This window comes from Legionella sp. D16C41 (assembly GCF_048541585.1).
Classification (GTDB): domain Bacteria; phylum Pseudomonadota; class Gammaproteobacteria; order Legionellales; family Legionellaceae; genus Legionella_C.
On the sequence record NZ_CP183303.1, the window covers coordinates 1504443 to 1516519 of the forward strand.

Genomic DNA, 12077 nt, shown 5'->3' on the forward strand with positions numbered 1-12077 from the left:
TTTTTTACTGCAAAAAAGTCTAGCGATGCATATCGTTATCGATATCATATTTGCGCCAGTCATTTTCTAAATCTGAATAATCACGGCTTGGATCACGGCGAACTCCCATAAGGATACCACCAGAGCGTACACCTTCTTCATAACGACGAGCTTTATCTTCAGGAATACCCCAACCAGCTAAAGCACCAATTAAACCACCAGAAAGGCTACCAGCACCAGCGCCAGCAAGACCTGCGGCTATTGGACCAGCAATAACTAAACCTAAACCAGGAATAGCAAGACTTGTGCCGATTGCTGCAATCGCACCTAAAGTAGCGCCAACGATTCCACCAATTGCGCCACCAACTCCCATGCCTTCTTTCATGCGATCACCGCTGGCACTATCCATAGTTGAATCAGACATTGAAGTATCAGAACCCATGCTATGTGTACGACTACGATCGCTTGAACTTGCCTTAGCAAGATCAGAGTCATAGTATTTGCGACGAGAATCTTCTGACATAATAACGTTAATGTCTTTTGGATCATAACCACGATCTAGATAAGAACGGTAAGCATTTTCAGCAGTATCTTTATCATGGAAATAACCCGTAATCATTGAATCTTGACCAGCATGTTGAGAACGGGAAGAATCTCGATTAAGACCTTCATTACGATCCATATAATTATCCATATCTCTCTCCTAAATTAAGGTTACAATTAAACATAGTTGATAATTTTTGATTCTGCAAATAAGTATTCTTAATTTTAAATAGCGCTGAATTTGGTTTAATTCAGTTGACGATCAAGCTCACTGGTGTAAAATCGAAACACTTTGCAATTTACTAGGGTCTATTTACATTCCTATTTTCTTTTTAAAGTTAATGGAATGTAGGCAAACTCAATAACCCTTTGTTAGAAGGAAAAAAGTTATGCAAGGAAAAGCCGAAGATAATAAGGCTTGTGACTTAATTTTATTTGGCACAAAAGGCGATCTTGCAAGTCGAAAGCTTTTACCAGCGCTCTACCAACTAGAAAAACAGCATCTATTAAATCCCCAAACTAGGATCATTGGTGTTGCACGCGATAATTTTAGTTCGGATAATTATATTGAATTTGTTAAGACAACCGTAAAAAAATTTATTCAAGAGACATTTGATAAAGCGGTTTGGCAGCGTCTGGAGCAAAAACTACATTATGTGCAAGTCGATCTTACGCAGATAGCAGACTATAATAAGCTTAAAGAAATTACTGATCCTAAGACACGTATTGCTGTGAGTTATTTTGCAACGTCATCTTCTTTATTTGGTCACATTAGTGAAGGATTAGCTAAAGTTGGATTAGCTAAAGAACCCGCTCGAGTTGTAGTTGAGAAACCTATCGGCCGTAACTTAGACTCCTCAATCATTATTAATGATCAAATTGCAGAATATTTCAAAGAGAGTCAGATCTATCGTATTGATCATTATTTAGGTAAAGAAACAGTATTAAATCTATTAGTTCTGCGGTTTGCTAATGCAATATTTGCCACCAATTGGGATTATAATGCTATAGATCATGTGCAAATATCTGTTGCTGAAGAGGTCGGCGTTGAGGGGCGCTGGAGTTATTACGATAGCGCAGGCCAGCTGCGTGATATGGTACAAAATCATCTTTTACAGATTTTAGCGCTTATCGCAATGGAGCCACCAGTTAACCTGGATGCTGATAATATTCGCGATGAGAAATTAAAAGTACTTAAAGCATTAAGGCCAATTACTGCAGAAAATGTTCAAGAAATGACAGTACGTGGTCAATATACTAGTGGTTTTGTTGGTGGTAAAGCAGTTCCTGGCTATTTAGAGGAAAATGAAGCGAAGATAAGTACTACTGAAACATTTGTCGCGCTAAAGGTTTTTATTGATAATTGGCGTTGGGCAGGTGTTCCTTTTTATTTGCGTACCGGTAAACGGATGCCTAGGAAATATAGTGAAATATTGATTTCATTTAAACCGCAGCCACACAATATTTTTCAGAAAACCTACAAACATTTAAAAGCAAATAAACTAATTATTCGGCTGCAGCCAGATGAAGGTGTTGAAATTCAGATTATTAATAAAATTCCAGGCTTAGGCGAAACGATGCAACTGCAACAAAGTAAGCTTGATTTAAGCTTTGATGAAACATTTAAATCTGAGCGTATCGTTGATGCTTATGAACGTTTACTATTAGAAGCAATGTTGGGTAACCAATGTTTATTTGTACGACGCGATGAAGTTGAATTAGCTTGGCAGTGGGTAGATGGTATTCTTAAAGCCTGGCAAATTTATAATGAACCTCCACGAGCTTACCAAGCTGGTACTTGGGGGCCAGCTGCCGCCACTTCTTTATTAGCTCGCGATGATAGAAATTGGGATGAGTAAGATGAATTTGCAGCAATTTAACAATATTACCAGTTTAAATGACCATTTTTGTAATAAATTGAAAACAATTTTAACTGATGCCATAGTCGCGCGTGGTCAGGCTTATTTAGTTGTATCTGGCGGTAAAACTCCACAGAATTTATTTAATCTGCTTGCTGAAACCGATTTGGCTTGGGATAAAGTAACTATTCTTTTAGCAGACGAGCGGTGGTTGCCAGCTGAAAATGCTGATAGTAATGAAGGGATGTTAAAACGCCATTTGTTAATAAACAAAGCAGCAAAAGCAAACTATATCAGTTTGTTAGCAAAAAGTACTAAGCCTGAAGAAGAGCTTACTGAAATTGAGGCTCGTTTAGCAAATTTGCCGCAATTTGATGTGGTTATCTTAGGGATGGGTGAAGATGGCCATACTGCTTCACTTTTTCCATGTAGTAAAGAAATTCATAAAGGTTTATCTGCATCAGATGCTGCAGCCATTGTTGTTAATCCAACGACAGCTCCTTATAAACGAATTTCATTAACTAAAAATAGACTCTTAAACAGTCGTTATATTTTTTTACTTTTAGTAGGTGAAAATAAGCTAGCCGTACTTAAAGAAGCGGCGGCAGGGCAGGATGAAAAAGCAATGCCAATTCGTGCTTTTTTACATAATCCTGTTTCTAATTTAGAAGTGATGTTTTCACCGTAATGAGACAATTATGAATACAATCATTAAACAAATTACTGAACGTATTATTAAACGAAGTGCCGAAAGTCGCGCACATTATTTAGCACGTATAGAAAAGGCGCGTTTAAAGGGGCCACATCGTGGTGCTTTGCATTGTGGTAACCTAGCGCATGGCTTTGCGGCTTGCCGTGAAGGTGATAAGTTAGTCATGCGTCAATTAGTACAACCTAATATTGCTATTGTTTCTTCTTATAATGATGTTTTGTCAGCGCACAAACCTTATGAAACTTATCCAGCTATTCTTAAAGAGGCTATTACTGAAGTAGGTGGTATTGCTCAGTTTGCTGGTGGTGTGCCAGCTATGTGTGATGGTGTAACGCAAGGCCAGCCCGGCATGGATCTAAGCTTAATGAGCCGAGATGTCATTGCTTTATCAGCAGCTATTGCATTATCACATAATTTATTCGATGGCGGTTTAATGCTTGGGATTTGTGATAAAATTGTTCCAGGCTTGTTAATTGCAGCTTTAACCTTTGGTCACCTACCTTTTGTTTTTGTCCCTGCAGGCCCTATGCCTTCAGGCATTTCTAATAAAGAAAAAGCTCGTATTCGACAGTTATATGCTGAAGGAAAGGTTGATAAAGAAGCTTTATTAGATGCAGAAGCAGCCTCCTACCATACCTCTGGTACTTGTACGTTTTTTGGCACAGCTAATTCTAATCAACTGATTGTTGAGATGATGGGCCTACATCTACCAGGTTCATCTTTTGTTAATCCAGGTATCCCATTACGTGAAGCGCTTACTCGTGCTGCTGCTAAACAAGTCATCTCACTAACCGATTTAGGCAATCATTACTTACCGATAGGCCATATTATTGAGGCGAAAAACCTTGTTAATGGGATTATTGGATTATTAGCAACCGGTGGTTCTACGAATCATACTATGCATTTAGTTGCTATTGCTCGGGCTGCAGGTTTTATAATTAATTGGGATGATTTTGCTGAGCTATCCAAAGTAATTCCACTGGTAGCAAAAATTTATCCTAATGGAAGTGCAGATATTAATCACTTTCATCGTGCTGGGGGCATGGCTTACCTAATTCATACTTTATTAGAAGCTGATTTATTGCACGAAGATGTACAAACAGTAGTTGGTCAGGGTTTAGAACATTATACTAAACAACCTGTCTTACAAGATGGAGAATTACAGTGGGTAGACGGGCCTGCTAGGACTTTAGATGATGAAGTTTTACGCCCAGCTACTGAGCCCTTTAGTCATCATGGTGGATTAGAAGTTTTATCTGGTAATATTGGACGCGCAGTTATTAAAACTTCAGCACTTAATCAAAATAACTTAGTAGTTGAAGCGCCAGCTGAAGTTTTTACCAGCCAAGATGAATTCATCTTGGCTTTTAAAGCAGGTAAATTAAACAAAGATTGTATTGTAGTTATCCGTTTTCAAGGTCCAAAAGCCTGTGGTATGCCGGAGTTACATCAATTAACCCCACAATTATCAGTATTACAAAATAGAGGCTTTCATGTTGCGTTAGTTACTGACGGACGTATGTCAGGCGCCTCAGGTAATGTACCTGCTGCCTTACATGTAACGCCAGAAGCCTCTGATGGCGGAGTTATTGCCAAAATTCAAACTGGTGATTTAATTTTACTAGATGGAAAGCGTGGTATTTTACAACTGCTTATTCCTAACGAAGAATTAGCAGAACGAAAATCTGCTGTAGTCGATACATCGATTTATTATGAAGGAACGGGTCGTGAATTATTTGGCTGCCTGCGTGGCCAGTTAACTGGTGCTGAGCAGGGCGCTTGTAGTTTGTTTGTTACAGAGGAGTATTTATGAGTACCCAACTTGCTCCTGAAACGGATATTTATGCAATAGCTGCTGATATTGGCGGCACAAATGCTCGGTTTAGCCGTGTTAATCTAGCTACCTTAGCAGTCGATGAAGTAGCTGTATTTCCTTGTGCTAACTTTTCTAATTTAAAAGAGGCATTAATTCATTACCGTAATATGCATAATCTTGCTGATATCAAGCAAGCTACTATTGCCATTGCTTGTCCAGTCATTAATGATGATGTATTTATGACTAATCTAAATTGGCATTTCTCAATTAAACAATTAAAAGAAGAGTTAGAATTTAATGAGCTTCATGTATTAAATGATTTAACTGCTGCAGCTATGAGTTTACCCATTTTAATTACCGGAGAAGAGAAAATTAAAATGGGTTCTGGAAATCCAGATACTAATAAACCCATGGTTGTGTTAGGTGTTGGAACAGGCTTAGGCGTTGCTCATTTAATCCCTACGCCTTCTGGATTTATGCCTTTATCTGGTGAAGGCGGCCACACAGGATGGGCAGCACAAAATGAACAAGAATGGTTTATACAGCGGTTTTTAACTAATAAGTTTGGTCATGTATCTTCTGAACGATTGCTTTCAGGTCCTGGATTAGAAAACTTATATTTAGCTATTGCAGCTTATAGCAATTTAAATGTTTCGCCATTACCTGCTTCAGAAATAGTTAATTTAGCATTAAGTAATAAGTCTGAACTTGCAGTAGCAGTCATAGAACAGTTTTTTGCAAGTCTAGGGAGCTATGCTGGCGATTTAGCTTTACGCTTGTGTACATTTGGAGGCGTCTATATTACAGGTGGTGTAGTGCCTAAACTATTACCTGTAATGGAACATAGTGAGTTTCGGGCTCGTTTTGAAGCAAAAGGGCGATTTAGTGACTTAAATAAACAAATACCTACCTATGTTATTACCGCTAAGCAGCCAGGCTTATTAGGCGCTGCACTTTATTTAAAACAAATTATGGAATGTGAAGATTATGTCGCAAAGTAATTGGTCATTGCAACCTGATGTTTTATTTGCTCAAGGTCCTATTATTCCTGTCCTTGTAATACGTCATATTGATGATGCTATACCTTTGGCTACAACGTTAATCGGTAGTGGTATAAATCTCTTTGAAATTACGTTAAGAACTGCTAGTGCTTTAGAAATTATTTACCGGCTAAGGCAAGAATTTCCTGATGTTTTTGTAGGGGCAGGAACTGTAACGACGCCTGCACAATTAGAGCAAGTTATCCAAGCTGGCGCTCAATTTGCAATTAGCCCGGGGCTTACGCGTGAATTACTACAAATTGCCAAAGACTCGACAATTCCATTGATTCCTGGTATTGCTAGTATTTCTGAACTCATGGAGGGATTACAGTTTGGTTTTAACCATTTTAAATTTTTTCCTGCTGCAGTTGCAGGTGGGGTTAACATGTTGAAGTCAATACATGGACCTTTTCCAAATGTTCATTTTTGCCCAACCGGTGGAATTAATGAGCATAATTTCTTAGAATACTTGAACTTACCTAATGTCTCTTGTGTGGGAGGTTCTTGGATTGTTCCTGAAGAGGCAGTAAAAACAAAAAATTGGGAGAAAATTAGTATGCTAAGCTCAACAGCTATAACACAGGCAACTAGTGTTTTAGGTAAATCAGTACTACAAAAAAATTAATAGGTTAAATATGTAGAGGTATTTACAAAGTTACGCTTTTTAATTTCCAGATTTTTAATACTGATGCCTAAAATAGCATCTTATTTACAGTTCAATTAATAGTTCTAATTATTAATGCTATTTACCGTCATTAATATGTGAGTGCTCATTATTAAAAATTTGACTAAGAGTAAGGATTAAATATGGCTTGGTTGGTAGCAATTATTGGCTCAGTAGCGGGTTTTTTGTTTGGTTATGACGAAGGGATTATCGCTGGTTCTTTAGACTTGGTTAAAAATCATTTCTCGCTTTCTGACACACATGTTGGTGTTATGACTTCTGCACTTCCTTTTGGGGCATTATTTGGCTCTATGTTTATTGGTGCTTTGATAGCGTCTCGCTTTACTAAATTGATTGGTAGACGCACAACCTTATCCTTTGCAGGTGCCTTTTTCTTATTAGGTGCTTTAGGAGCCGCGCTTGCTAATAGTGAATTAATATTAATTACTTCTCGTTTTATATTAGGCCTTGCAATTGGAATTGCTGCTGTAACCACTCCTTTATATTTAGCGGAAACAGCTCCAGTTAAACTGCGAGGGGCAATAGTGGCTATTTATCAATTAGCAATTACTATGGGTATAGTTTGTGCCTATGCTGTCAACTATCTACTTATTGAGCAACATGCCTGGCGCGCTATGTTTGCTTCAAGTGCAATTCCAGCTCTACTTTTAACATTAGGTGTTTTATTTCTACCTGAATCACCACGTTGGTTATGTAGCGTAGGTAAGCATGATCTAGCAATTCGTTCTTTAAAAAAATTGCGTCCTAAAAATGCAGTTGATGAAGAGCTAAATGAAATAGAAACAACCCTTGCTAAAGAGCCTCATAATGGTAAAAATTGGCGTCTACTTTTAAGTAAACCCTTATTACCCGTTTTACTTTTAGGAGTTATCTTATTTTGTTTACAACAATTAAGTGGAATTAATGTCATTATTTATTATGCGCCAGAAATTTTTAAAAATTTAGGTTTTACAAATACTACAGGACAAATTTTAGCAACGATGGGTATAGGACTAGTTAATGTATTGGTGACTATATTAGCCATTTTCTGGGTTGATAAGATTGGGCGGCGTAAGTTATTGCTACTTGGTTTTGCAGGTACATTTATAAGTTTGACAGCATTAAGCTTGTTTTCATTATTTCAAGTAAGTGCCTTAGCCTATTTATCTGTACTTTGTTTAACAGTTTATATCTTTTCATTTGCAATAAGTATTGGTCCTATCCCTCATATTGCTATGGCCGAAATTTTTCCTTTGCATGTACGAGGTGCAGGCATGGGATTATCTTCAATGAGTAACTGGGGATTTAATACTTTAATGGTCTTTAGCTTTCCTATTTTATACAGCCAAATTGGTATTGAATTTACTTTTTTACTTTATGGCGTTGTTTGCTTCCTCGGTTTTATTTATACCTACTACTGGATGCCTGAAACTAAAAATATAAGTTTAGAAGCGATTGAAAATTATTTAATGAGTAATAAACCTTTACGTTGTTTAGGCAGACAACAAGAAAATAATATCAATACTCTTGAAAAAGCTAAATTATCACCAATTTTTTAACTCTATAAAAGTACAATGCTATCTAGGTCTATTCTAGATAGCATTATTAATTAATCACTTTTCGCTAGGCATCATAATTATATAAGTTAAGAGATATCCCATCTTGAGAATATTGCTAAAGTTTACTATCTGCCAGAGTAGAGCCATTTAATATTATATTTAATTTGTCACGCACCATTAAAGCACGTAGTACAGAAATATAACTCCAGGTTAGAGAATAAGCACCTTGCTGCTCACCTGTATAACGATTAATTTGCTCACTAAGATTTAGGTCAGGCGCATACTGCTTGATTAATTTTAAATAACTGTCGCCTTGCTCTCGATAAGCTTTTAAACGTTCTTTCTGGGTTAAGGGTAACATTGTGCCTAGAGTATAGTAATATTCTGCCATGGTGGCTGTAAGAATAAACCAAGGATTTCCTTCACTATCACCGTAACCGTCATAAACATCATCAATGTAGCGACCATATAAAACTGCTTCAGTGTGATTGGCATTGATAGGATAGGTTTTGAATTGTTCTTTTAAAGCTAAAGCTGTATTTTTAAGGTAACCATTATTAGGTGCAAAGAAGTTATCATGAGTATTACCTAATAAAGCTGCTAGGATTACTGAGGTATCTAACTCTTGTGTTTTTTGTCGGCCAGGGTGGGGTGGGCGAGTCGCTTGTATAATATTATTTTCTTTATCGATAAACTGCTGCAGATCGTTTGCTATTTGTTTGGCTTGAGTTTCATAATAAATTGCTTGAGACTCATCATGAAGTTGTCTTGCTAATTCTGCACCTGCTAACAATGCTTTTCTTTGCACCATTTCAGTAAAGAAGTGATGGCCATAAACTTCTTCCCATAAATCAAAATTATTTTCTTGCCAATGTAGCGCAACAAAATCTAGATCAGTTTTGATGACGCCAGATGATAATGAAATAGTATTCGTATTATAGAGGTGGGTTTTGACATAATCTAATTCTTTATCTTTTAATAGAACTTGTGCAAAATGAATGAGCGTCAGTGCTCGAAGCGCCGGACCGTCATATTGCGGCCGCCCCCAAGGTCCTTCGAATGGTAAACCGTTTAAGTAAAATTTTGGCTCACCTAAGATGGGTTGTCCTGGTATAGGATCAGTTTGATTTTGTATTTTTTCAGTCCGGCTTACATAATTTAGAAGCCTTTTTTTATTATCAAAATGATGGTCTTTCTCATACCAGATTTCAATTAAATCCATAGTAATGGCTGCATCGCGAATCCAATCAAAATAATAATTAGGGTAGACTTGCGATGGAGAGGCAACCACTGCACCTTCGTTATTGATATTAGCAAGAAAATTTCTTTTAAGAATATCGATATCAGCTGATGAGAAAATATCGGCATAACTTTGGCAGGCGATTATAGATAAACCAATAATTAAAGTCCTTTTCATTGACACTCCAAATATAATTTTAAGCGTAAGCAGAATAGCTTAATAAAAAAGAAGAAATCAAGTCGTACAAAAATGAATTAATTTAAGTTAATTTTGATTTACTATATTTAAACAATACTCACAACTAATGGATAAGAGTTATGAAAACAGTTTTAATTACTGGAGTAAGTAGAGGGATTGGTTTGGCAACAGCTAAGCTATTTCTAGCTAAAGATTATAAAGTTATTGGAACATCAACTACAGGGCAAGCTGAAATTAATCATCGTAACTTTACGATTTTTACACTTGATTTAGCACAAGCAGAATCGATAACGGATTTTGTAAATAATATAGATGAAATTGATATATTAATTAATAATGCTGCGGTTTTGCTAGATGATTGGCAAGAAATAACTATTGATTTATGCGCTCTGAAAAAAACATTTGAGATTAATGTTTTTGGCACTATTGAATTAACTGAACAATGTTTGCCGAAATTAGCTAAGCACGGGCAGATTATTAACATAACATCTGGCTGGGGCGCGTTTAGCTCAAATGATTCACCGTATGCACCACTTTATAAATTATCTAAAGTTTGCATTAACATGTATACCAGTCTATTAGCTAACCGACTTAATAATATTATCATTTCAAGCTTTGATCCAGGTTGGGTAAAAACAGACATGGGAACGGATGCTGCACCTAAATTAGCAACAACGGTAGCACAAGAATTATTTGAATTAGTAAATTTACCTAAAGAGTCAGGTCTTTTCTGGCATGAAGGAAAGGTAAGAGAATGGTAGATGAATTTAATAACTTTAATTAAAAAGAAGTACTACTTTTCAATAAACTATACTAGGTTAAGAATTTATATTGCAATAAAATTATAATTAGCATGGAAATATCTATTTTAGATTAAACCTCATTATACAAATGGCATCATCTGCAATGAATTAAATTCTTTAAGCGTATAACTGGAAAGTCGTGCTAAATTCACTACCAATATTAGTGCTTTATTTTTGTAATGCCTTAAACTCCTCTTCAAATGAACTAGCTAACTCATCAAACCTACTACTTAGTTTTCTTTTAGAGCGCGAAGAGAGAGTGCTAAATAGACCTAAGGTTACTAAGCTTGAATTACTTTCTGTTAAAACTGCAGGCACTTTTAAGCTAGTAGGATTGCTAGCTATCTTTTTTGTTACTGTATTGTTATCTTTTTCACTTTTAGAGCCGTCTGTTAATTCAGTGAAGTAATTAGGCAAATTTCTAGGACGTTGAAGTGCGGCTGAGTCAATTGCAACTGTTTGCTGTTGTTTAGCTAAAAGATTATTAGTAGTATCAGTTGAACTTATACTGGTTGTGGCAAATACTTTATTTAACTGAGCTTCATGAAATTCTGCTTCAAATAAACTAGCTAACTCATCGAAGGTTTGAGACGAAGCTTCATTGTCTGCTTTTTTTTGGCAAGAAGTAGACTCGCTTTCAGCTAGACTTAAACCAGATAAGCTTAACTCTGATTTATCTGCTGTTGATGCTGTAGATGCTATTATACTAGTAAAGTCATTACTCATATCAGCCTCTACTATGTTGTTATTATCTAGCGCATCTAAATACGTATCATCATTCGCTTTACTTTCATTGTTTGATAATTCAACGAGGTAAGAAGTATTTGTTGAAGGTTGAAAAGGGTTCCATTCAAAATCATCAATTATTTGCTGCTCGCCCCATAGGTTATTAATAGTACTAGCTGAACTGATAATCGTTGTGTTAGCTACTTCCTGAGTTTTAGATTTTTTTGTATTAATTGCATTTATATCGGTGATAATCCAATTTGGAGATGTTATACCTAGGAGCGCATTGTTGTATGCCGTTTGCTTTCTGGATCTGAAAGTAGAGTAAGGAATAGCATTCTTCTCACTACTAGGCTTGCCTGTTATAGGGTCTACCAGTTTCCGAAATCTATAAGTTGAATAAGAAATAGCGTTTTTCTTAGTACTAAACTTACCTGTTATAGGATCTACTGTCCTTCGATCTCTATAAGTACCATAAGGAATAGCATTAGATGCTTCACTGGGTTTACCAGTTTTTGGATCGACCATAGCTGCGCTTCGTTTAGACTTTTTATTTACATTCTTATTGCTAACGATTGTACGGGCTATCTGATAAATTTGGCTTGCAGTATTGCTTGCTCGCGGTAAAGAAGGTACAGCACCTAGAGAATTAAGAAAGCTGGCGTTAGCCATTTGGTCTGTTAAGCCCCACTGGGATTGACTATGAGCTGGTATAGTATAGTTAGCTATTGCATTACTCTGGTTAGGTCCTATGTAATTAGGATAAAGGGCGCGTGTTAGGCTGTGATTGATTGAAATTTGATTGCCTTGAAACGGTTGATTATAAAAATGATCTCTAGTTCGATTTCTCTCTTCTTTGTTATAAAAGCTTTTTTCTTTGGTAGGTTCATAATCGCTAATTGGCATAATTTCACAACTTAATATCTGTTTAAATTTAG

Annotated in this window: 10 protein-coding genes; 7 read left to right on the forward strand and 3 right to left on the reverse strand. The window is 36.4% G+C overall.

Translation table 11 applies throughout. The features are described from left to right. Window positions 1–19: 19 nt before the first annotated feature. Window positions 20–673 (reverse strand): hypothetical protein, encoded by a 654-nt coding sequence (locus ACNVED_RS06590; RefSeq protein WP_419420958.1) that lies wholly within the window; start codon window positions 671–673, stop codon window positions 20–22. A 238-nt stretch (window positions 674–911) separates the two neighbouring features. Here ACNVED_RS06590 and zwf point away from each other — a divergent pair, with 238 nt between their 5' ends. The 6 genes from zwf (at window position 912) to ACNVED_RS06620 (ending at window position 8172) form a co-directional block, all read left to right on the forward strand. Then, window positions 912–2381 carry a glucose-6-phosphate dehydrogenase gene (gene zwf, locus ACNVED_RS06595; protein WP_419420959.1) on the forward strand — a complete coding sequence of 490 codons (1470 nt, stop codon included), beginning with the start codon at window positions 912–914 and terminating at the stop codon, window positions 2379–2381. 1 nt (window position 2382) lies between these two features. Further along, a complete protein-coding gene (gene pgl / locus ACNVED_RS06600) occupies window positions 2383–3069 on the forward strand; it encodes a 6-phosphogluconolactonase (protein WP_419420960.1) in 687 nt (228 codons plus the stop codon). 10 nt (window positions 3070–3079) lie between these two features. Then, on the forward strand, window positions 3080–4906 hold the full coding sequence (edd, locus tag ACNVED_RS06605; protein ID WP_419420961.1) for a phosphogluconate dehydratase: 1827 nt from the start codon (window positions 3080–3082) through the stop codon (window positions 4904–4906). Next, the gene (glk, locus tag ACNVED_RS06610) at window positions 4903–5910 is read left to right on the forward strand and encodes a glucokinase (protein ID WP_419420962.1); all 1008 of its coding nucleotides are present in this window, start codon (window positions 4903–4905) and stop codon (window positions 5908–5910) included. The genes edd and glk overlap by 4 nt, the downstream gene beginning before the upstream one ends. Continuing rightward, complete coding sequence (locus tag ACNVED_RS06615) at window positions 5897–6574, forward strand: bifunctional 4-hydroxy-2-oxoglutarate aldolase/2-dehydro-3-deoxy-phosphogluconate aldolase (RefSeq protein WP_419420963.1); 678 nt, start codon at window positions 5897–5899, stop codon at window positions 6572–6574. The genes glk and ACNVED_RS06615 overlap by 14 nt, the downstream gene beginning before the upstream one ends. Before the next feature lie 182 nt (window positions 6575–6756). Then, a complete protein-coding gene (locus ACNVED_RS06620; RefSeq protein WP_419420964.1) occupies window positions 6757–8172 on the forward strand; it encodes a sugar porter family MFS transporter in 1416 nt (471 codons plus the stop codon). A gap of 115 nt (window positions 8173–8287) precedes the next feature. Here ACNVED_RS06620 and ACNVED_RS06625 read toward each other — a convergent pair whose 3' ends face one another. Then, window positions 8288–9589 (reverse strand): glycoside hydrolase family 15 protein, encoded by a 1302-nt coding sequence (locus ACNVED_RS06625; protein WP_419420965.1) that lies wholly within the window; start codon window positions 9587–9589, stop codon window positions 8288–8290. A 140-nt stretch (window positions 9590–9729) separates the two neighbouring features. Here ACNVED_RS06625 and ACNVED_RS06630 point away from each other — a divergent pair, with 140 nt between their 5' ends. After that, window positions 9730–10371 (forward strand): SDR family NAD(P)-dependent oxidoreductase, encoded by a 642-nt coding sequence (locus ACNVED_RS06630; RefSeq protein WP_419420966.1) that lies wholly within the window; start codon window positions 9730–9732, stop codon window positions 10369–10371. Between the two features lie 210 nt (window positions 10372–10581). On the opposite strand, the gene ACNVED_RS06635 is transcribed toward ACNVED_RS06630, so the two are convergent. Then, window positions 10582–12045: a hypothetical protein gene (locus ACNVED_RS06635; protein ID WP_419420967.1), complete on the reverse strand. Its 1464-nt coding sequence runs from the start codon at window positions 12043–12045 to the stop codon at window positions 10582–10584. Window positions 12046–12077 lie beyond the last annotated feature (32 nt).

Coding starts and splice junctions, on each gene's coding strand:
- ACNVED_RS06590 (WP_419420958.1), bottom strand. CDS start 673: ATGGATAATTATATGGATCGTAATGAAGGTCTTAATCGAGATTCTTCC.
- zwf (WP_419420959.1), top strand. CDS start 912: ATGCAAGGAAAAGCCGAAGATAATAAGGCTTGTGACTTAATTTTATTT.
- pgl (WP_419420960.1), top strand. CDS start 2,383: ATGAATTTGCAGCAATTTAACAATATTACCAGTTTAAATGACCATTTT.
- edd (WP_419420961.1), top strand. CDS start 3,080: ATGAATACAATCATTAAACAAATTACTGAACGTATTATTAAACGAAGT.
- glk (WP_419420962.1), top strand. CDS start 4,903: ATGAGTACCCAACTTGCTCCTGAAACGGATATTTATGCAATAGCTGCT.
- ACNVED_RS06615 (WP_419420963.1), top strand. CDS start 5,897: ATGTCGCAAAGTAATTGGTCATTGCAACCTGATGTTTTATTTGCTCAA.
- ACNVED_RS06620 (WP_419420964.1), top strand. CDS start 6,757: ATGGCTTGGTTGGTAGCAATTATTGGCTCAGTAGCGGGTTTTTTGTTT.
- ACNVED_RS06625 (WP_419420965.1), bottom strand. CDS start 9,589: ATGAAAAGGACTTTAATTATTGGTTTATCTATAATCGCCTGCCAAAGT.
- ACNVED_RS06630 (WP_419420966.1), top strand. CDS start 9,730: ATGAAAACAGTTTTAATTACTGGAGTAAGTAGAGGGATTGGTTTGGCA.
- ACNVED_RS06635 (WP_419420967.1), bottom strand. CDS start 12,045: ATGCCAATTAGCGATTATGAACCTACCAAAGAAAAAAGCTTTTATAAC.